Origin of the sequence: Saccharopolyspora mangrovi (assembly GCF_035320975.1) — a bacterium.
Taxonomy (GTDB): Bacteria; Actinomycetota; Actinomycetes; order Mycobacteriales; family Pseudonocardiaceae; genus Saccharopolyspora; species Saccharopolyspora mangrovi.
The window spans coordinates 194,794-213,900 of record NZ_JAWLNX010000007.1 but is presented as its reverse complement, the minus strand read 5'-3'; the positions used below and the strand labels follow the sequence as shown (position 1 = coordinate 213,900).

The 19,107-nt window shown below is 67.7% G+C and carries 17 protein-coding genes, 1 tRNA gene and 1 pseudogene; 8 read left to right on the top strand and 11 right to left on the bottom strand.

What is annotated here, in order from left to right; all coding sequences use genetic code 11:
* Positions 1 to 195: 195 nt before the first annotated feature.
* Positions 196 to 978: a DUF3105 domain-containing protein gene (locus R4I43_RS12740; RefSeq protein WP_324265801.1), complete on the top strand. Its 783-nt coding sequence runs from the start codon at positions 196 to 198 to the stop codon at positions 976 to 978.
* A complete protein-coding gene (locus R4I43_RS12735) occupies positions 975 to 1,643 on the top strand; it encodes a DUF305 domain-containing protein (RefSeq protein ID WP_324265800.1) in 669 nt (222 codons plus the stop codon). Before R4I43_RS12740 ends, R4I43_RS12735 begins: the two co-directional genes overlap by 4 nt.
* 46 nt (positions 1,644 to 1,689) lie before the next feature.
* On the opposite strand, the gene R4I43_RS12730 is transcribed toward R4I43_RS12735, so the two are convergent.
* On the bottom strand, positions 1,690 to 2,607 hold the full coding sequence (locus R4I43_RS12730) for a cation diffusion facilitator family transporter (RefSeq protein ID WP_324265799.1): 918 nt from the start codon (positions 2,605 to 2,607) through the stop codon (positions 1,690 to 1,692).
* Positions 2,608 to 2,834: 227 nt separating this feature from the next.
* Here R4I43_RS12730 and R4I43_RS12725 point away from each other — a divergent pair.
* Positions 2,835 to 2,907 (top strand) — tRNA-Arg (locus R4I43_RS12725).
* A 229-nt stretch (positions 2,908 to 3,136) separates the two neighbouring features.
* Positions 3,137 to 3,934 (top strand): hypothetical protein, encoded by a 798-nt coding sequence (locus R4I43_RS12720; protein ID WP_324265798.1) that lies wholly within the window; start codon positions 3,137 to 3,139, stop codon positions 3,932 to 3,934.
* A gap of 28 nt (positions 3,935 to 3,962) precedes the next feature.
* On the opposite strand, the gene paaE is transcribed toward R4I43_RS12720, so the two are convergent.
* The 6 genes from paaE to paaZ are packed head-to-tail and all read right to left on the bottom strand — an operon-like array spanning position 3,963 to position 9,694.
* Entirely contained in the window at positions 3,963 to 5,042 is a 1,080-nt protein-coding gene (gene paaE / locus R4I43_RS12715) for a 1,2-phenylacetyl-CoA epoxidase subunit PaaE (protein ID WP_324265797.1), read from the bottom strand.
* A 1-nt stretch (position 5,043) separates the two neighbouring features.
* Complete coding sequence (paaD, locus tag R4I43_RS12710; protein WP_324265796.1) at positions 5,044 to 5,535, bottom strand: 1,2-phenylacetyl-CoA epoxidase subunit PaaD; 492 nt, start codon at positions 5,533 to 5,535, stop codon at positions 5,044 to 5,046.
* Positions 5,529 to 6,413, bottom strand: coding sequence for a 1,2-phenylacetyl-CoA epoxidase subunit PaaC (gene paaC / locus R4I43_RS12705; RefSeq protein WP_324265795.1), 885 nt, complete (start codon positions 6,411 to 6,413; stop codon positions 5,529 to 5,531). Before paaC ends, paaD begins: the two co-directional genes overlap by 7 nt.
* A gap of 7 nt (positions 6,414 to 6,420) precedes the next feature.
* Positions 6,421 to 6,708 carry a 1,2-phenylacetyl-CoA epoxidase subunit PaaB gene (gene paaB, locus R4I43_RS12700; RefSeq protein WP_324265794.1) on the bottom strand — a complete coding sequence of 96 codons (288 nt, stop codon included), beginning with the start codon at positions 6,706 to 6,708 and terminating at the stop codon, positions 6,421 to 6,423.
* A complete protein-coding gene (gene paaA / locus R4I43_RS12695; RefSeq protein ID WP_324265793.1) occupies positions 6,705 to 7,652 on the bottom strand; it encodes a 1,2-phenylacetyl-CoA epoxidase subunit PaaA in 948 nt (315 codons plus the stop codon). Before paaA ends, paaB begins: the two co-directional genes overlap by 4 nt.
* Positions 7,649 to 9,694 (bottom strand): phenylacetic acid degradation bifunctional protein PaaZ, encoded by a 2,046-nt coding sequence (paaZ, locus tag R4I43_RS12690; protein ID WP_324265792.1) that lies wholly within the window; start codon positions 9,692 to 9,694, stop codon positions 7,649 to 7,651. The genes paaA and paaZ overlap by 4 nt, the downstream gene beginning before the upstream one ends.
* A gap of 312 nt (positions 9,695 to 10,006) precedes the next feature.
* On the opposite strand from paaZ, the gene paaI reads away from it, so the two are divergent.
* From paaI to R4I43_RS12675, 3 genes are read left to right on the top strand one after another with little or no spacing between them, the layout of a single operon-like run.
* Positions 10,007 to 10,396: a hydroxyphenylacetyl-CoA thioesterase PaaI gene (gene paaI / locus R4I43_RS12685; RefSeq protein ID WP_324265890.1), complete on the top strand. Its 390-nt coding sequence runs from the start codon at positions 10,007 to 10,009 to the stop codon at positions 10,394 to 10,396.
* Positions 10,397 to 10,409: 13 nt separating this feature from the next.
* The gene (paaK, locus tag R4I43_RS12680; protein ID WP_324265791.1) at positions 10,410 to 11,756 is read left to right on the top strand and encodes a phenylacetate--CoA ligase PaaK; all 1,347 of its coding nucleotides are present in this window, start codon (positions 10,410 to 10,412) and stop codon (positions 11,754 to 11,756) included.
* Between the two features lie 22 nt (positions 11,757 to 11,778).
* The gene (locus R4I43_RS12675; RefSeq protein WP_324265790.1) at positions 11,779 to 12,396 is read left to right on the top strand and encodes a TetR/AcrR family transcriptional regulator; all 618 of its coding nucleotides are present in this window, start codon (positions 11,779 to 11,781) and stop codon (positions 12,394 to 12,396) included.
* Positions 12,397 to 12,409: 13 nt separating this feature from the next.
* Here R4I43_RS12675 and R4I43_RS12670 read toward each other — a convergent pair whose 3' ends face one another.
* The 4 genes and pseudogenes from R4I43_RS12670 to R4I43_RS12655 form a co-directional block, all read right to left on the bottom strand.
* Positions 12,410 to 12,592 (bottom strand): FCD domain-containing protein, encoded by a 183-nt coding sequence (locus tag R4I43_RS12670; RefSeq protein ID WP_324265789.1) that lies wholly within the window; start codon positions 12,590 to 12,592, stop codon positions 12,410 to 12,412.
* 43 nt (positions 12,593 to 12,635) lie between these two features.
* Positions 12,636 to 13,094: pseudogene (locus tag R4I43_RS34310) on the bottom strand (FadR/GntR family transcriptional regulator); the annotation flags it as partial.
* Positions 13,095 to 13,361: 267 nt separating this feature from the next.
* A complete protein-coding gene (locus tag R4I43_RS12660; protein ID WP_324265787.1) occupies positions 13,362 to 14,924 on the bottom strand; it encodes a solute symporter family protein in 1,563 nt (520 codons plus the stop codon).
* Positions 14,924 to 15,343: a DUF485 domain-containing protein gene (locus tag R4I43_RS12655; RefSeq protein ID WP_324265786.1), complete on the bottom strand. Its 420-nt coding sequence runs from the start codon at positions 15,341 to 15,343 to the stop codon at positions 14,924 to 14,926. Before R4I43_RS12655 ends, R4I43_RS12660 begins: the two co-directional genes overlap by 1 nt.
* Before the next feature lie 832 nt (positions 15,344 to 16,175).
* On the opposite strand from R4I43_RS12655, the gene R4I43_RS12650 reads away from it, so the two are divergent.
* Positions 16,176 to 19,106 carry a sensor histidine kinase gene (locus R4I43_RS12650; RefSeq protein ID WP_324265785.1) on the top strand — a complete coding sequence of 977 codons (2,931 nt, stop codon included), beginning with the start codon at positions 16,176 to 16,178 and terminating at the stop codon, positions 19,104 to 19,106.
* Position 19,107: the final 1 nt, after the last annotated feature.

Here is a 19,107-nt window from a genome sequence, read left to right as displayed (position 1 = left end):
GTGGACTCGTCAGGTCCGTTCGGCCCAGCCGCGATCGCGCGCGGCCGAACCGGACACGGGGTGTGATCGAAGCGTTGTCTGTGTGTGAGAACGTGTGGTGGCGAGCATTTGCCTCTCGGCACACCGCCGTTCGGGCAATCTCTACACTGGCGGGCGCTGTCCCCCGGTTCTGGCGAGACGAGGTTTGCGAGCAGCATGGCTAAGAACAAAGCGGTGCGCGGCGCCGCCGTGGTGAACCAACGATCGATCCCGTGGATGCTGGTGGCCGGGGTGACGGTGGTCGCGGTGTTCGCGGCGGTGATCTTCGGGTACGCCTACAGCCGCTGGTCCGATCAGGCCGCGACGCGGGAGGCCCAGGCCGCCGCGGAGAAGGCCACCGAAGCGTTCAAGCCGTCGCCGCAGAACCCCGACCCGTCGAAGACGATCCCGGGTGTCGTCACTGCCGACTACAAGGGCCAGCAGCACGTCAAACCGGACCAGCGCGTCGCTTACGACAAGAACCCGCCCTACGGCGGCCCGCACGACGGCGTCTGGGCCGACTGCACCGGCGTGGTCTACCCGCAGCCGGTCCGCACCGAGAACATGGTCCACTCGCTGGAGCACGGCGCGGTCTGGATCGCCTACAACCCGGACAAGGTCGACGAGGCCGCGCTGGACCGGCTCAAGGTCCGCGCCGAGGGCAAGCCGTACACGATGCTGTCGCCCTACCCGGGCCTGGACAAGCCGATCTCGCTGCAGTCGTGGGGTCACCAGCTCAAGGTCGACAGCGCCGACGACCCGCGGATCGACCAGTTCATCACCGCGCTGCGCTTGAACAACAACGGCGTCTACCCCGAGGTCGGCGGCTCCTGCCAGGCCTACCCGGGCGCGTTCGACACGAACAACCCGCCGAAGTTCGACGCGACCCCGCCCGGTCCGGACGCGATCCCGATGGACGGCAAGGGCGCCAACGCCGCCACCGGCGAAATGGGTCAGTGAGCCCGTTGCCGCAGGCACGACGCATTTCGCAGGTCATCGTCGCGGTCGTCGCGGCCTTGTCGCTGCTGCTGTTGGGGGCGGCGCTCGGACTGCTGATCCGGGTGCCGTCCTTCGACCGCGCTGAACCCGAGGCCACGGCGGTCGACATCGGGTTCTCCCAGGACATGAGCGTCCACCACCAGCAGGCGGTGACCATGGCGACGCTGGCGCGGGAACAAGCCCACGACGTCGCCGTCCGGCAGCTGGCCTTCGACATCGAGACCAACCAGCGCGACCAGATCGGCCGCATGCAGGGCTGGTTGAGCGTGTGGAACGAACCGGCCCAGGCGACCGGACCGGTCATGCAGTGGATGAGCGACACCGGCGAGCACCACCACGGCGCCACCGCGATGCCGATGTCCGGTGGTGCCGTGATGCCCGGCATGGCCACCAGCGAGGAGCTCTCCCGCCTCGCTTCAATGCGAGGCCCGGAGTTCGACGTCTACTTCCTGCAGCTGATGCTGCGCCACCACCAAGGCGGCGCGGGCATGGCCGAGTACGGCGCCACGCATGCCGCGGTCCCCGCCGTCAGCGCCCTGGCCAAGAACATGCTCGGCTCCCAGGGCAGCGAGATGGAACTGATGAAGACCATGCTCAGCCAGCGCGGGGCTCAGCCGCTGAGCTGAGCATGGGAACCTTCCGCTCACCGCGGCAAGGGCACCTCCCTGACGCTCACCAGGTCAGCTCTCGGCAACGGCGGGCGCATTCGGCGGGCTCGACCTGCAAGGTCGCGTGCTCGATGCGGTAGCGCTCGGACAGCAGGCGCTGGGCGGCTGTGAGGACTCCCCCGTGATCGGCGTCGCTGCTGGCGGTCAGGTGCGCCGAGGCGACCTCCATGCCCGAGGTCAGCGTCCACACGTGCAGGTCGTGCACCTCGGTGACCGACGGCAGCGCGGCGAGATCGCTGCGCATCTCCTGCACGTCGACGCCCTCCGGCGCCTGCTGCACCAGGATCCGCAGCGCCTGGCGGGCGAGCTTGAAGGTGCGGGGCAGCACGAACAGCCCCACCCCGACCGCGATGATCGGGTCGGCGAGGTACCAGCCGAACGCCCATGTCACGAACCCCCCGACCAGCACACCGGCCGAGCCGATGGTGTCGGCGAGGACCTCCAGGTAGGCACCGCGCACGTTGAGGCTCTCGTCAGCACCCTTGCGCAGCAGCCCGAACACGACGAGGTTGGCCACCAGACCGGCAGCAGCGGTGACCATCATCGGCAGACCAGCGACCTCCTGCGGCTGCCGGAACCGCTCCACGGACTCGAACAGGATGTAGCCGGCGACGCCGAACAGCAGCACGGCGTTGGCCAGCGCGGCGAGGACCTCGACCCGGTAGAGACCGAAGGTGCGCTTGTTGCCGGTGGGGCGCCGAGCGGCGGTGATCGCGGCCAGCGCCATCCCGACCCCGAGCACGTCCGTGAGCATGTGCCCTGCGTCGGACAGCAGGGCCAGCGACGACGTCATCCACCCGACGACCGCTTCGAGGACGAAGAAGGCGAGCAGCACACCGAAGGCGATGGACAGCCTGGTCAGGTAGCGACCGGACGCGTGAACCGCGTCGGCGGCAGACCCGTGGCCGTGGCCGTGACCCATCTCTTCGCCTCCTCACATCCACACCAGATACATAGCGAAGTATGCATGATTGAGTCGCGGGAAGGAACTTCCTGAAACCCAGATCACCGCCCCACCCGCCCCAGGCGGTGACAGGAAGGCTCCCACGCACCCAACACCCGGATGAACGGCGCGGCAACGCGGCAACCCCACCCCGCCCCAGGCGTGCGCGCAGCGTGCGATAAGCTATCGATCGTCCACAGCGACAAGCCCTCGTAGCTCAGTGGATAGAGCACTGCCCTCCGGAGGCAGGTGTCACAGGTTCGAATCCTGTCGAGGGCGCACTCCGAAACCGCCCCCTGGCCAGCACGAACAAGGCCAGGGGGCGGTTTCGTGTTTCGCCCACTACCGGCGCATTCCTGCTTTTCGGCCGGTGGCCGCGTGCGATGCACGCGCACGCCCCCACTGGACGTGAAGCCGAATCCACGAAGCTCGGCTCCACGTCCTGGGAACGCCCCAAGACGTCACGGATCGCCCGAGCGCGCACCGGGAGCTGGCAGACTGCGGGCAAGTGAGCATCCTGCTGCTGAAGCTGTTCCTCGCTCCCGTTCTGGTTGTGGCCTCCACCCTGGCTGGCCGCCGGTGGGGGCCCAGCGTCACGGGTGTCCTGGTCGGCCTTCCTGTCGTGGCCGGGCCGATCCTGCTCATCTCCTACTTGCAGCACGGCGCAGCGTTCATCAGCGACGCTGCCGTCTCCTGCTTGCTCGGGCTCGTGTCGATCGCTGCGTTCGCCGTCGTGTTCTCGCACGTGGGCCGTCGATTCGGTTGGTTCGCCACGCTGACCACGAGCTGGACGGTCGTTCTGGCTGTGGACTTCGCCCTGTCCCTGCTGGCTCCCGTCACCGCGCTCGTGGCCGTCGGGCTCACGATCGCCGCAACCGGCGCGGCGATGATCCTCATGCCGAGCAGCGAGCCGCACCGCTCGGACGCACCCCCGCCGTCGCTGCCCTCGTGGGACCTGCCCAGCAGAGCAGTCGCAACAGCCGTCCTGGTATTCGCAGTGACAACAGCTTCTGGCGCTCTCGGGCCGAATTGGACCGGACTGCTCGCACCCTTCCCCACTGCGATCAGCGTCGTGGCGACCTTCGCCCATGCCCAGTGCGGACCCGCAGCGACAGCTCGGACGCTCTCAGGTGCTGTGCTGAGCCTGTTCAGCTTTGCGACGTTCTGCCTGTCGGTTGCACTCCTCGTGCGCCCGATCGGCGGCGCCGCGTTCCTGATCGGCGCAGTCGTGACCTCGGCCGTCCAGGTACTGGTGATGCGCACGCGAACGACGCTGCACGACCGGCGTTCGACGCTCCAAGCATGAAGCCCTGAGGGGTTTCTCGCGTGCCCGATCAGGAATCGAAGTCGACCGTGACGGTGTCCGTGACCGGGATGGATTGGCAGGTGAGGACGAAGCCTTCGGCGACCTCGGCCTCCTCCAGCGCGAAGTTTCGGCGCATGTCGACCTCGCCCTCGGTGACCTTGGCCCGGCACGTTCCACAGACGCCACCCTTGCAGGCGAAGGGAAGATCCGGCCGGGCCTTCTGAGCGCCGTCGAGGACCGATGTCTCCCGCGACAAGGCGGTTGTCGTGCGCCTCCCGTCGAGGATGATGGTCGCCTCCGTCGTCTCCCCCGCGGGCGCGGCGTCCACGTGCCGCACGGGCGCCGGGGGCACGTCGTCCACGTAGAACAGCTCCCGGTGGATTCGCTCATCGGTCACGCCGAGTTCCGCCAGGAGCTGCTGGGCACCCGTGACCATGCCGAACGGCCCGCACAACCACCACTCGTCGACGTCGCCGACATCGGGCACGAGCGCCATCAGCGCGCGGAGCTTCTCCACGTCGAGACGCCCGGTGAACAGGTCCGCCTCGCGGGGCTCGCGCGAGAGCACGTGCACCAGCTCCAGGCGCTCGGGAAACCGGTCTTTGAGGTCGGCGAGCTCGTCGGCGAACATCACGGTGTCGGTGCGCCGGTTGCCGTAGACGACCGTCGCGGTGGCGGTGGGGTCGCGCAGAACGGTGGCAGCGATCGACAGCAGCGGGGTGATGCCCGATCCGGCGCCGATCAGCACGTGGTGCCCGGAAACCGACCGCGGTGTGAAAGCGCCGGTGGGAGCCCCCACTTCGATCTCGTCGCCAGGGCGCACGTCGTTGACCAGCCAGGTGGAGAACACCCCGTCGGGGACTTCACGCACCCCAATGCGCGGAGCGGCCCCTTCTGGTGAGCAGATCGAGTAGGACCGCCGTTCCTCCCGGCCGTCGACGACCCGGCGCAGCGTCAGGGACTGACCTGCCCGGAAGTCGTAGGTGCCGTCGAGCTCTGGTGGCACGGTGAAGGTGACCGCGACGGCGTCGTCGCACAACCGGCTGACGTCGGCGACGGTCAACGTGTGGAACTCGCCCCGCACCCGGGACGTGGTAGACGCGGTCACCTCAGATCTCCTTGACGTGTTCGAACGGTTCGGCGCACGCGCGGCAGCGGCGAATCGCCTTGCACGCGGTGGCCCCGAATTCCGACAGCAGCTCCGTGTCGGCCGAGCCGCAGAGCGGGCAGGGAACCTTCCGCTCAGGCGGGCTCAACGTCAGCGGAACGGGGCCGGGACCGTGCGCGGGCGCGCCGCCGGGAGGCGCGATGCCGGCCTCGGCGAGCTTGCGGCGGCCCCGCTCGCTGATCCAGTCCGAGCTCCACGGCGGTTGCAGCACGGTGCGCACCTCGACGTTGGCGTACCCGGCTCCGCGCAGGGCGTGGACCAGGTCGTCGCGCATGGTGTCCATCGCCGGACACCCGGTGTAGGTGGGTGTGATGGACACCTTCACCTCACCGTCCTGTTCGAACACCTCACGCAGCACCCCCAGATCGGCGAGCGTGAGCATGGGCAGCTCGGGGTCGCAGACCGTTTCGGCGACGGCTCTGGCGGTCACCATGTCGCCTCCGGGTGCGCTCGGGCGACGCTCTGCAGCTCCGCCAGGAGGTATCCCATTACCTCGGTGTGCCGTCCGTGCCTGCCGCTGCCTCCGGCCACACCGGCCTTGCCCGGTACCTCGGGGATTGCCAGAGTCGCGGCCTGCACGACCTGCTCCAGCACGCCGTCGAACTCCTCGCGCACCGCGGCCGGATCGACCGCGATGCCGGCCTCGGCCAGGCGGGATTCGACCTCGTGGGCCACGAACAGCTCGTCCACGTACGGCCAGACCGCGGTCAAGGCCTCCTGCATGCGGTCGTGCGAGTAAGGCGTCCCGTCACCGAGGCGCACGGCCCACTGGGCCGCGTAGTCACGGTGGTAGGTCAGTTCCTTCACGCCCTTGACCGCGATGGCGGCGAGGACCGGGTCCCCGGAGGTGGTCAGCCGCTGGAACAGCGCGAGCCGCCACGTGGTCAGCACCAGCAGGACCGCGATGAGCAGGCCGAAATCACCGCGTTCCAGCTCGGCGAGCCGCACGTTGCGGAATTCGTGCTCGTCGCGGAAGAACGCGTAGTGGTCCTCGCCGCGTCCGCTGCCGTCTGCCTTGCCCGCTCGGGCGAGCAGCAGCCTGGCCTGCCCCAGCAGGTCGAGGCCGATGTTGGCGATGGCGACCTCGTCCTCGAGCTCGGGTGCGAACGTGCACCACTGCTGCAGCCGATGCGACAGCACCAGGACGTCGTCGCCCAGCATCAAGCAGTAGGCCGCCAGGTCCGATCCGTCCACACCGGAGGGAACCGACGTGTCGATTCCGGCGAGCGGGTCCTCGAACCCGGTGCCGAAGGCCCAACGGGAGTCGTCGTGCGCGTCGATGAGTGCCTCGTAGGCGTTGTCAAAGGACATCGTCGGCTCACATGTGGGGAACGTTGTCGGGAATGTCGTAGAAGGTCGGGTGCCGGTACACCTTGTCCCCCGAGGGCGCGAAGAAGGGGTCCTTCTCGTCAGGGCTGGAGGCGGTGATCTCCGAAGCCTTCACCACCCAGATGCTCACGCCCTCGTTGCGCCGCGTGTAGAGGTCGCGTGCGTGGTGCACGGCCATCTCGTCGTCGGCGGCGCGAAGGGACCCGACGTGCACGTGGTTCAAACCGCGCTTGCCGCGCACGAAAACCTCGTAGAGCGGCCAATCGCTCCGGCTCATGACTTCGCCTCCGTGATCTTGCGAGCGTGCGCGGTCGCGGCCTCGCGAACCCAGGCCCCGTCTTCATGCGCCTGGCGGCGCCGCGCCACGCGTTCGGTGTTGCACGGCCCGTTGCCCTTGATGACCTGCTTGAGCTCGTTCCAGTCGACCTCGCCGAAGTCGTAGTGCTCGCGTTCGGCGTTCCACTTCAGGTCGGGGTCCGGCAGGGTCACGCCGAGCACCTCGGCCTGCGGCACGGTCATGTCGACGAACCGCTGCCGCAGCTCGTCGTTGGTGTGCCGCTTGATCTTCCAGAGCATCGACTGCTCGGTGTGCGACGATTCTGCGTCCGGCGGACCGAACATCATCAACGACGGCCACCAGTACCGGTTCACCGCGTCCTGGACCATGTCGCGTTGCGCCTGGGTTCCCTTCATCATCGTCATCAGCAGTTCGTAGCCCTGCCGCTGGTGAAAGGACTCCTCCTTGCAGATCCGGATCATCGCCCTGGCGTAGGGGCCGTAGCTGGAGCGGCACAGCGGCACCTGGTTGCAGATGGCGGCACCGTCGACGAGCCAGCCGATCACGCCGACGTCGGCGAACGACAACGTCGGGTAGTTGAAGATCGACGAGTACTTCTGCCGACCGCTGATGAGCTTGTCGGTCAGGTCCTGGCGGTCACCGCCGAGGGTTTCGGCCGCCGAGTACAGGTACAGCCCGTGGCCCGCCTCGTCCTGCACCTTGGCGAGCAGGATCGCCTTGCGCCGCAGCGAAGGTGCCCGCGTGATCCAGTTGCCCTCCGGCTGCATGCCGATGATCTCGGAGTGCGCGTGCTGGGCGATCTGCCGGATCATCGTCGTGCGGTAGCCGTCGGGGACCCAGTCCCGAGGCTCGATCCGCTGGTCCTTGTCGATGGTTCGCTCGAAGTGCTCTTCGAGCTCCTGGTCGGACAACGTTGCTGTCATCGCGTCTCCTTGGCCACCAGGGTGAGCACGTCGTACTTGGCGACAGACTCCTGGTTCTGGTTGGTCACGTCGGCGTCCCAGCGGACCTCGCCGTAGTCGGCGTTCTCGCGAGGCGTGATCTGCTTGCAGGTCAAGGTCACGGTCAGCTGGTCCCCGGGTTTGACGGGCGTGAGGAACCGGAGGTTCTCCAACCCGTAGTTGGCCAGCACCGGGCCGGGCTCCGGTGACACGAAGAGTCCCGCGGCGAAGGAGACGACCAGGTAGCCGTGCGCCACGATCCCGCCGAACAGGGGGTTCTCCCGGGCCGCGTCCTCGTCGGTGTGCGCGTAGAAGGTGTCACCGGTGAATTCCGCGAAGTGCGCCACGTCCTCGCTGGTGACCGCGCGAGGGCCGGCGACGACCGAGTCTCCGGTCTTCAGCTCGGCCAGGGACTTCCGGAACGGGTGGACGTCGCCTTCGGCACGAGGGGCGCCTTCCACCCAGCGGCCGGTGACCTCCGACAGCACCTTCGGGCTCGCCTGCACCGCCGTGCGTTGCATGTGGTGCAGCACGCCGCGAACACCGCCCATCTCCTCGCCACCCCCGGCGCGACCGGGGCCGCCGTGCACGAGCCCCGGCATCGGCGAGCCGTGCCCGGTGGACTCCTTCGCGTCATCGGCGTCGAGCACCAGCAGGCGGCCGTGCCAGGGAGCGGCGCCGAGCACCACTTCGCGCGCGAACTGCGCGTCCCCGCTGACCACGGAGCCGACGAGGCTCCCGTGCCCGCGCGCGGCGAGGTCGACGACCTGCTCGACCGAGGTGTAGGGCATCAGCGTCGACACCGGGCCGAAGGCCTCGACTTCGTGCGGTTCGGCGCGGTCGGGGTCGGCCTTGAGCAGAATCGGTGAGATGAAGGCGCCATTCTGCGCATCCGCGTCGACGACCTCGACCCGTTCCGGGTCGCCGAACACGATCTCTCCGGCCCCTCGGAGAGCCTTGAGGGAGCGGCGGACCTCCTCGCGTTGTTCCAGACTCGCCAGCGCACCCATCCGCACGTCGGTGTTGGCGGGATTGCCGACCTTGACCTTGCCCAAGCGCTCGCTGACCGCCTCGGCGACGTCATCGAGCAGCTCGGCGGGAACGAACGCCCGCCGGATCGCGGTGCACTTCTGACCGGCCTTGACGGTCATCTCGGTGACCAGCTGCTCGACGTAGAGGTCGAATTCCTCCGTGCCCGGCTTGGCGTCGGGGCCGAGGATCGAGCAGTTGAGCGAGTCGGCTTCGGCGTTGAAGCGGACGGAGTTGCGCACGATGGCCGGATGCGCGCGCAGCTTCTGCGCGGTGGAGGCCGATCCGGTGAACGACACCAGGTCCTGGCCGGTCACGTGGTCGAGGAGGTCTCCGGCGCTTCCGCTGATCAGCTGCAGCGCACCTTCGGGGATCAGGTCGGAGTCCACGATCAGCTCGACCAGCTTCTCGGTGAGGTAGGCGGTCTGGCTGGCCGGTTTGATCAGGCTGGGCACGCCCGCGAGGAAGGCCGGCGCGAACTTCTCCAGCGGCCCCCAGGCCGGGAAGTTGAAGGCGTTGATCTGCACCGCGACGCCGCGCAGCGGTGTGGCGATGTGCTGGGCGAGGAAGGTGCCGCCCTTGCTGAGCGGTTCGACGGCGCCGTCGACGTAGACGGTGTCGTTGGGCAGCTCGCGTCGCCCCTTGCTGGAGTAGGAGAAGAGGACCCCGATGCCACCGTCGATGTCGAACTTGGAGTCCCCGGCGGTCGCTCCGGTCTTCGCCGACAGCTCGTAGAGCTCTTCGCGATGTTCGCGCAGGTGGGATGCCAATGCCTTGAGCAGCGCGGCGCGCTGGTGGAACGTCAGTTCCCGCAGAGCTGGTCCACCGACTCGGCGCCCGTGGTCGAGAGCGGCGGCCATGTCGATGCCGGCCGAGGAGATCCGCGCGACCTCGGCGCCCGTGACGGCGTCGTGCAGTGGAGCGCCGTCGCCTTCGCCCACCTGCCAGCCGCCACTGGTGTAGCTGCGCAGGACCTTGCTCGCACCCTGAGCCATCGTTCCTCGCTCTCCAGAATTACTAACCGAACGGTCGGGAATTAATGCTAGCGCGCCACCGCGGAGAACGAAAGCGGCGAGGGACTGATTCACCCGCGACCACCAGGCGGCGGCGAGCATGGTCACCTTCCGCGCACCGGCGTCGGGAACCGTCGTTTCCGGACGGGATCACTCCACCTCCGTCGCCCTTGACATCGGTTTGCGCGCTGACTTTTACTTGAGCAGATTTCTTTACCGTCCATTCGGTCAGTAAGCAAGGCGGTGGAGCCCGTGTCACGCTCGGCGAACCAACTCACCGATTCCGCGCGGAACATGCTCGAATCCGACGTCGCCTCGGCCTCGCTCGGCATCGACGTGACCGCGGCGCACGACGGCACCGCCGTCGCGCGGATGCGGGTGACCGAGCAGATGGTCAACGGGCACGACATCACGCACGGCGGCTACGTCTTCCTGCTGGCCGACACGACCTTCGCGGCCGCGTGCAACAGCCACGGCCCCGTCACGGTCGCCGCAGGTGCGGAGATCTCGTTCGTCGCGAGCGCACGCCTCGGCGACGAGCTGGTGGCCACCGCGCAAGAACGGACCAGCTACGGACGCAACGGCATCTACGACGTCACGGTGCACCGGAACACCCCCGACGGACCGGAAGTCGTCGCGGAGTTCCGCGGCCGCAGCCGAACCGTCGGACAGATCAAGCCCTGAGGAGTCTTCCCCCATGACGACCACGCACAACGAAGTGCCGAGCGCGCGCAGACTGGGCAGCGCGCCCGCAGTGGACGACCTCTCGCCGGCCGAACGGCTGAGCACCGACGAACTCCGCGCCCTGCAGCTCGAGCGCCTGCAGTGGACGCTGCACCACGCCTACGACAACGTTCCCTTCTACCGCAGGAAGTTCGACGACGCCGGTGTGCACCCGGACGACTGCCGGGAACTGGGCGATCTCCAGAAGTTCCCCTTCACCACCAAGCAGGACCTGCGCGACAACTACCCCTTCGGCATGTTCGCAGTCCCGCAGGACCAGGTGCGCCGAGTTCACGCCTCCAGCGGAACGACCGGCAAGCCCACCGTCGTCGGCTACACCGAAGGCGACCTCGACGCGTGGGCGACCGTGATGGCCAGGTCGATCTTCGCAGCGGGCGGGCGACCTGGGCACAAGGTGCACGTCTCCTACGGGTACGGCCTGTTCACCGGCGGGCTCGGCGCGCACTACGGGGCCGAGAAGCTGGGCACCACGGTCATCCCCGCCTCGGGCGGCATGACCGCACGACAGGTGCAGATCATCAACGACTTCCGGCCCGAGATCATCATGGTGACGCCGTCCTACATGCTGACGCTCCTCGACGAGTTCGAGCGCCAGGGGATCGATCCGCGCGAGACTTCCCTCAAGGTCGGGATCTTCGGCGCCGAACCGTGGACCGAGCAGATGCGCCGCGAGATCGAGGAACGCGCCGACATCGACGCGGTCGACATCTATGGCCTGTCCGAGGTCATGGGACCCGGTGTCGCGCAGGAAGCGGTCGAGACCAAGGACGGCCTGCACATCTGGGAAGATCACTTCTTCCCAGAGGTCGTCGACCCGATCGACGGTGTCCCGCTTGCCGACGGCAACACCGGCGAGCTCCTGTTCACCTCGCTGACCAAGCAAGCGCTGCCGATCATCCGCTACCGGACCCGCGACCTCACCGCCCTGCGGCCCGGCACGGCGCGCCCCGCCTACCGGCGGATGGACAAGGTCACCGGCCGCAGCGACGACATGATCATCCTGCGCGGGGTCAACATCTTCCCCACCCAGGTCGAGGAGATCGTGCTCGACACCGCCGACCTTTCACCGCACTTCCAGCTCAAACTCACCCGCCAGGACCGGATGGACCGGCTGACGGTGCTCGTCGAGGCACTGCCCGAGACCGCACCGCAGCGCCGAGCAACCGCCTCGGAGGAGATCGCGGCCCGCGTCAAGGACGGCGTCGGCGTGAGCGTCGGCGTGGAGATCGTGGAGCCCGGCTCCTTGGAACGCTCGGTCGGCAAGCTCCGCCGGGTCATCGACCAACGCCCCCGTGACTGACCCGACTTGCGATAATGCGGCCATGACCGAACCACCCAGCACCCGCGCCACCAAACGCGGTCGCCCCGGCTACGACCTGGAGTCCTTGCTCACGGTGGCGGTCAAGCTGTTCAACGAGCGCGGGTACGACGGCACCAGCATGGAAGATCTGTCGCGCAAGCTCCAGATCACCAAGTCCGCGATCTACCACCACGTGCGCAGCAAGGACGAGTTGCTGCGGCTCGCCGTCAACCGCGGCTTGGACGGGCTGTTCGCCGAGGCGGACAAGCTGGAGACTATCGACGGCCGCGCCATCGACAAGCTCGAATACCTGGTGCGAGCCAGCGTCGGCGTGCTCGTCGAGCAGCTGCCCTTCGTGACCCTGCTGCTGCGGATCCGCGGCAACACCAAGGTCGAGAAGGCCGCGCTGGCGCGTCGTCGGGAGTTCGACCAGATCGTCGCCGACCTGGTGAGCAAGGCCGCCGCCGACGGCGACCTGCGCCCGGACGTCGACCCGGCCACCGCGGCCCGCTTGCTGTTCGGCCTGGTCAACTCGCTTGTCGAGTGGTACCGGCCACACCGAGGCGCCGACGCCGAGACGCTCGCGGACACCGTGGCCGCGGTCGCCTTCGACGGTCTCCGCGTTCGCGAGCAGGACTGACCGTTGCGCTCGGTCACCGGCCGCGCGCAGCCATGTCGTCGTCGAGGTCGTAGAAGTCGTTGATGTGCCCGCGCAGCAGCTCGACGGCGCGTTCGCCGTCGCGATCCTCGATCGCCTGCAGCATGGCGCGGTGTTCGCGGCGAACCCACCGGGAAGTGGCCCGCCAGTCGTCGAGCCGTCCGTAGGCGTCGATCATCTGACGCTGGGATCGCCGTGCGGAGCGAACCCATCAGGTGCGCGGCCAGGGAATTCCCGGTGGACTCGGCGATCCGGACGTGGAACTCGGTGTCGAGGGCGTTGAAGTCGCGGGCGGTCAGGTGCGGGGAGTCCATCTCGTCGAGGATGGAGCGCAGCGCAAGGTGATCGGCGCGAGTGGCGTGGGAGGCGGCCTCGGTGATCGCCCATTCCTCCAGCGTCAGCCGGGTCCGCAGCACCTCGGCGCGGTCGAAGTGACCGAGCGCCAGCTGCATCTTCAACAGCATCGAGAAACCCGTGCCCGGGTGGCCGAGGAACACGGTTCCGCCATCAGGCCCGCGGCCGGGCCGAACATCGACGATGCCCAGGGCTTCGAGCACGCGCAGCGCTTCCCGCAACGAAGGCCGGCTCACTCCGAGGAGCTGAGCGAACTCGCGCTCGCTGGGCAACCGGTCGCCAGGTGCCAGACGCCCGTCGAGGATGCGCTGCTCGATCTGCGCCATGACCTGCTCGTACGTCCGCACCTTGCGCGCCGGTTCCCATGAGCTCTGGGTCGCGGAACTCATGCCACTCCTCGCTTTCGGGCCTCGCTGCCTGGCCGATCCACCATACGGTGCAATTCGCTCGAAGTCGGCCCTTCCTCACGTCATCCTTACGTGCATCGCGGTCAGCGATCAGACTTCGCGGCCGAAACCGGGCACGGCGATGGAAACGAGGGAACCTTCCTGCCGGGGAAGTAGCAGGAAGGTTCCCATCCACTGTTCAGCCGATCAGGAGGCGCCGATACCGGTCAGCGATCGGACCTCCATCTCGTCGGAGCGGTCGTCGTCCTCCCGCTCGCCGAGCAGGGTGCCGACGTAGCCGAACAGGAACGACGCCGGAATCGACCCCAGACCCGGGTTGTTCAGCGGGAACCAGGCGAAGTCGATGCCGGGCAGGATCGACGACGGGGCCCCTGAGACCACCGGCGAGAAGATCACCAGGAGCAGGCAGGTGGCCAACCCACCGTAGATGCCCCACAAGGTGCCTCGGGTGTTGAACCGGCGCCAGTACAGCGAGAACAGCAAGGTGGACAGGTTCGCCGAAGCCGCGAAGGCGAACGCCAGGGACACCAGGAACGCCAGGTTCTGCCCGTTGACCAGGATTCCGCCGACGATCGACGTGGCACCGATGATCAGGGCTGTCAGTCGTGCGACGCGGATTTCCGAATCCGGGGCGGCCTGGCCGCGCTTGAAGACGTTGGCGTACACGTCGTGGGCGAAGGACGCCGACGCGGTCAGCGTCAAGCCGGCCACCACGGCGAGGATCGTGGCGAAGGCGACCGCGGCGACCACTCCCAGCAGAACCGTCCCGCCGATGCGGTAGGCGAGCAGCGGGGCCGCGGAGTTCTCACCGCCGGGCGCGGCCAAGATCGGACCGGTTCCGCTGACGGCTCCCGCCCCGAACCCGATCACCAGCGTGCACAGGTAGAACACGGACATGGTGACGGTCGCCCACACGACCGAGCGCCGTGCCTGCAACGCGTTGGGCACGGTGTAGAAGCGCATCAGAACGTGCGGGAGGCCGGCGACGCCGAGCACCAGTGCCAGCGACAGCGAGATGAAGTCGAGCTTGGTGGTCCCGTCCTCGCCGTACTTGGCTCCCGGCGCGAAGATCCGCTCACCGAGGGGGTTCTTCTCGGCTGCGTGCTGCAGCAACGAGGTGATGCTGTAGCCGAACTTGCCCATCAGGAACAGGGTCATGAGGGCGACGCACAGCATCAGCGCGACCGCCTTGATGATCTGCACCCAGGTGGTTCCCTTCATCCCACCCACGAGCACGTACACGATCATCAAGGCGCCGACGGCGGCGATCACGAGGGCCTGTCCTGCTGCGCTGTGCACGTCGAGCAGCAGCGCGACGAGACTTCCCGCACCGGCGATCTGGGCGATCATGTAGATGAAGGAGATCACCATCGTCGACACGGCCGCGGCTGCCCGCACCGGACGCTGGTTCATCCGGTAGCTGAGCACGTCGCCCATCGTGAACCTGCCCGTGTTGCGCAGGAGCTCGGCGACCAGGAGCAGGTTCACCAGCCATCCGACCAGGAATCCGATCGAGTAGAGGAACCCGTCGTAGCCGTGCACCGCGATGGCGCCGGCGATGCCCAGGAACGAAGCGGCGGACAGGAAGTCGCCGGACAAGGCGATCCCGTTCTGCGCACCGGTGAACTGGGAACCTGCCGCGAAGTAGTCGGTGGTGGAGCCGGCACTGCTCACCCGGTAGACGATGAACAGCGTGATCAGCACGAACACCGCGAAGATGCTGATGTTGAGAATCGGGTTGGTGTCCATTACGGCCGCTCCTCCCCCGTCGCGCTGTGGTAGAGGTCGGCGGCACGGGGGTCGATCTGGTTGGCCGCGTATCGCAGGTACAGCGCCGTGATGACCAGGGTGCTGACGAACTGCCCGACTCCGAGCACGAGGCCGATGTTGACGGCGCCGAACAGGCGGATCGCCATGAATTCGGGGAAGTACGCGGCGGCGACGACGTAACCGACGTACCAGAGGAGGAACAAGAGGGTCATCGGGAACGTGAACCGGCGCAGTTTGCCGCGCAGTTCGCGAAACTCGGCGCTCTGCGCGATGTGCGGAAAGTCGGGGCCCGCATGGCCTGGCGCCGGGAGATCGGTGCGCCTGGCGGATTTGTCGATTTCACCGAAGGTCGCTTCGGTTTGTCGAGAACGCGGCGGAGGTTGGGTGGCGTTGCGCATGCATCCTTCCAAGCATTCGAACGAGGCATCGACGTGCACTCCGCCGATGCCGCAAAGTTCCCCAACTTCATCCCAGCGCCCGCAATTCGCGATCTCCGTCGATCTCGAATTCCGCAGGCGTCGGTGACCGCACGACTTGCGATTCCAACCAGCCCGGGAGTCTAACGATCAATAGGCCATACCTGGACCATGGCAGCGACACGCCACACCTATTGATGAATCAAACGATCACGAGGCGTAATTGCAGCCGACATGAGGCCCTACCGAACCGGGTGCGCACCAGCCCCGAAGACCCCTGCAGAACGGGCCGAGGCGGGACGGTTTTCGCTGATCAGCAGCCTTATTAGGCGAGGGTAACACAGGGCGAGGATGGGAACCTTCCTGTCGTTTTCGCCCGCACCATCACCCGTTAGCACACATTCTCCCTATCGAGTGACTAAAGCGCTTCCGAACTCCAGGAACGTGAACACGATCAGTGTCCAATGTGCCCGCCGAGGCCAGCGCCACCCACGAAGATGATCTCCATCAGACCGAATGCGCAGGTCAGCGGACCGGATTCAAGATCATTGGTAGATCATTCCGGTGAGGTAGTGTTCTGCACGCCGACGACCGGTAAGAACTGATTCGATGCCGCCGCGATCACCCCCGACATCGCAGGCCTTCGGATACCGCCGTCGAAGACCGCACGGCCACCCGCGAAAACCCCGAAACGCAGGCAGCGCCGCCAACCACGAATGACCTGCCGCGCACACACCGAGGCGGGCCGGCCTGCCCACCACACGAACGCGCAGTTGGCGATGAAAGCTTCGACCGCGCGGGAAAGGACTGCGTCGTGAGCAGCGGAGTAAAAGACCCGCCCGCGAACGCGACCCGGACGTCCATGTGGTCGCGCGCCACATCTCGAATCATCACGTGGCAAAACTGGAAGCTCCCGGTCAAGATCGCCGCCGTCGTGCTCGTCCCGGTCATCTTCGCGATCGTGCTGGGCGTCCTGCAGATTCGCGGGCAGATCACCGAAGCCAGCAACTACGAGCAGATGGACCGAGTCGTCTCGGCGGGCAACGCGGTTCGCACGGCCGTGGACCGCTTGCAGGAGGAACGCAGCCAGGCCGCGGAATTCCTCGTCCGCGGCCAGGTGACCGAAGCCGACGTCAGGAACCGGTTCGCCGATTCCGACCAGGCCCTGGCCGACACCCAGCGCCTGCTTCGCGCCGCTCCCGACAGCGACGCCGTCCGCTACGCGCGGCAGGAGACCGAGCGTCAAACGACCGAGCTCGACCCCATCCGCAGGCTCGTGCTCGGCGGACGCGTCGACCCGGGCATCACCGCCAACTCCTACACCGAGCTCATCGACATGATGCTCGCGCTGGACAGGACGCTGATCAGCCAGATCTCCTCGTCCGAACTAGTGGCGACCGCCACCACCGTGCACGAGCTGGCCAAGATCAGCGAAGAGGTCCGGCTGCAGCAGGCGCTGGTTCTCACCGGGCTGTCCCGCGACAACTTCACCAGCGACAACCTCGCCCGCCTCGCCGCCAGCGAAGCCCGGCGCACAGCGGCCGTCAAGGAGTTCCGCGCCGCGGCCGACCCGCAGCAGCGCATCCGGTACGACCGGCTCTACGCCAACCCCGAAGTGCCCGCCCGAGAAACTTCGGTGCAGCTGGCGATGGCCGAGCAGAACAACACCCGCTCCACCGTCTCGTCGCACCTGGTGTCGACCGCGACCTGGAAGAGCCAGTCGAACACCGCCTCTCAAGCGCTCAACATGCTGCAAGCGCAACTCGACCACCAGCTGCACGAGACCGCGTTCACGCTGCAGGACACCGCAGGAAACCTCGCCGGTCTCGAATCGGTCATCCTGCTCACCGCACTGCTGATCGCCGGGGCGATCGTGGTCGTGATGGCCCGGCACCTCCTCGGATCGCTGGACCTGCTGCGGCGCAGCGCACTGGACACCGCCCACCACCAGCTGCCCAACGCCGTCGCTGACATCCGAGCCGGCCACGCGCCCCTGGCAGTCGAACCCGTACCGGTGGCCACCACCGACGAAGTCGGTGAGGTTGCCCGCGCGTTCGACGACGTGCACACCCAGGCGGTCAACCTGGCCACCGAACAGGCGGAACTGCGCCGCAGCTACAGCGACTCGTTCATCAACGTGTCACGGCGCAGCCAGAGCCTCCTCGAACGCCAGCTGCGGCTGTTCGAGCAGCTGGAACGCGACGAGGAGGACCCCGACCAGCTGGCTACGCTGTTCCAGCTGGACCACCTCGCGACCCGGATGCGCCGCAACAACGAGAACCTCATGGTGCTCTCCGGCGCGGACCTGGCGCGACGTTTCACCCGCCCCACCACGCCGGCCGACCTGCTGCGCGCGGCTGTTTCGGAGATCGAGCACTACCCGCGGGTCAACATGCAGCAGCTGCCCGACACCAAGATCGTCGGCTACATGGCCAGCGACCTGGTGCGGCTGCTGGCCGAACTGCTCGACAACGCGGCGAACTTCTCCGCTCCGCAAACCCAGGTCGTGGTCTCGGGGAGCCGGGACCGGGACGGATCCCTGCGCCTCGACATCGACGACGCGGGCATCGGGATGAACCCGGCCGAACTCGCCGAGGCGAACCAGCGGCTGATCTCGGACGAGGAGATCAAGCAGTCCACCTCCCGGCGCATGGGCCTGTTCGTGGTGGGCCGCCTCGCACGCCGCCACGGCATCCGGGTGGAGCTGCTGCCCGGGCAGGAGGGCACGGGCGTGCGCGTGTCCATGACGCTCCGGGCGGAGCTGCTGGTCGACGACGTGTCCCTTCCCACCCCGCGCACCAACGGTGTCTACCGGCCGGATCACGACGACGACACGCTCATTCGGCAGTTCGACTGGGAGGCCGCTGAGCAGGACGCGATCAGCAACCCTCCGACGCACAACGGGTTCCACCTGTTCCGCGGCTCGGAAGGCGAGTCGCAACACAGCTCGAACAACGACCTGTTCAACACCCAGGAGACCTCCGCAGAACCGCCTCCCGCGATGGAGGTTCCCGAGACCGCGGAGTCCATCCTCGACGAGCTCTCATCGGCGTGGTTCCAGGAACGGGCCGACGGTGAGCCGGAGCTCCTCTGGCCGGACGAAGCCGATGGCCCGAACACCGAGACCTTCGCAGCTGTGGACCGGGAACAAGAGGTCCCATCCTCCGAAGACCCCGACGAGTCCACCAGCGGCTCTGCACCACGCGACTGGAGCTTCGCCAGCGACGAGGGCAAGCAACGCGCCGAAGAGGTCGCGGCCGCCGAGCCCACCGACTTCACCTCTGCCGGGCTGCCCCAGCGGGTTCCGCTGGCGAACCTGGTCGCTGGAAGCGCGGAGCGGGTCGACACCGACGAAGCTCGCCCCGCGCGTGACGCCAACCTGGCACGAGGCAGGCTGGCGAGCTTCCAAGCGGGTGTTCAGCGTGGCCGCCACCGGTTGAACCAGGCATCGAACGCCGGCAGCGCAGCGGTGGAGGAATCCGGCCCCGCGAAGCCGAACCTGGATTCCGGCACCGAGGCTGCGGACCAGACCGCCGGCGGTGAGCCCGCGCAGTACACGCCTTCTGGTCTTCCCCGCCGAACCCCCAGAGCCCAGCTGGTATCGGGATTGGCCACCGATTCGGCTGCCACACCGCCGCGCGACGCCGATGAGATGCGCGGGCGGTTGGCCAGCTTCCAACGCGGTGTCCGCGAGGGCAAGCACAGCCTTCGCGACCCTCAGCCGTCAACGGATGAGACCCGGTGAC

Bases quoted from the DNA above. Each gene is read 5' to 3' on its own strand.
- R4I43_RS12740 (WP_324265801.1), top strand. From the start codon at position 196: ATGGCTAAGAACAAAGCGGTGCGCGGCGCCGCCGTGGTGAACCAACGA.
- R4I43_RS12730 (WP_324265799.1), bottom strand. From the start codon at position 2,607: ATGGGTCACGGCCACGGCCACGGGTCTGCCGCCGACGCGGTTCACGCG.
- paaD (WP_324265796.1), bottom strand. From the start codon at position 5,535: ATGGTGACCGCCAGAGCCGTCGCCGAAACGGTCTGCGACCCCGAGCTG.
- paaC (WP_324265795.1), bottom strand. From the start codon at position 6,413: ATGTCCTTTGACAACGCCTACGAGGCACTCATCGACGCGCACGACGAC.
- paaB (WP_324265794.1), bottom strand. From the start codon at position 6,708: ATGAGCCGGAGCGATTGGCCGCTCTACGAGGTTTTCGTGCGCGGCAAG.
- paaA (WP_324265793.1), bottom strand. From the start codon at position 7,652: ATGACAGCAACGTTGTCCGACCAGGAGCTCGAAGAGCACTTCGAGCGA.
- paaZ (WP_324265792.1), bottom strand. From the start codon at position 9,694: ATGGCTCAGGGTGCGAGCAAGGTCCTGCGCAGCTACACCAGTGGCGGC.
- paaI (WP_324265890.1), top strand. From the start codon at position 10,007: ATGCTCGAATCCGACGTCGCCTCGGCCTCGCTCGGCATCGACGTGACC.
- paaK (WP_324265791.1), top strand. From the start codon at position 10,410: ATGACGACCACGCACAACGAAGTGCCGAGCGCGCGCAGACTGGGCAGC.
- R4I43_RS12675 (WP_324265790.1), top strand. From the start codon at position 11,779: ATGACCGAACCACCCAGCACCCGCGCCACCAAACGCGGTCGCCCCGGC.
- R4I43_RS12670 (WP_324265789.1), bottom strand. From the start codon at position 12,592: ATGATCGACGCCTACGGACGGCTCGACGACTGGCGGGCCACTTCCCGG.
- R4I43_RS12660 (WP_324265787.1), bottom strand. From the start codon at position 14,924: ATGGACACCAACCCGATTCTCAACATCAGCATCTTCGCGGTGTTCGTG.
- R4I43_RS12655 (WP_324265786.1), bottom strand. From the start codon at position 15,343: ATGCGCAACGCCACCCAACCTCCGCCGCGTTCTCGACAAACCGAAGCG.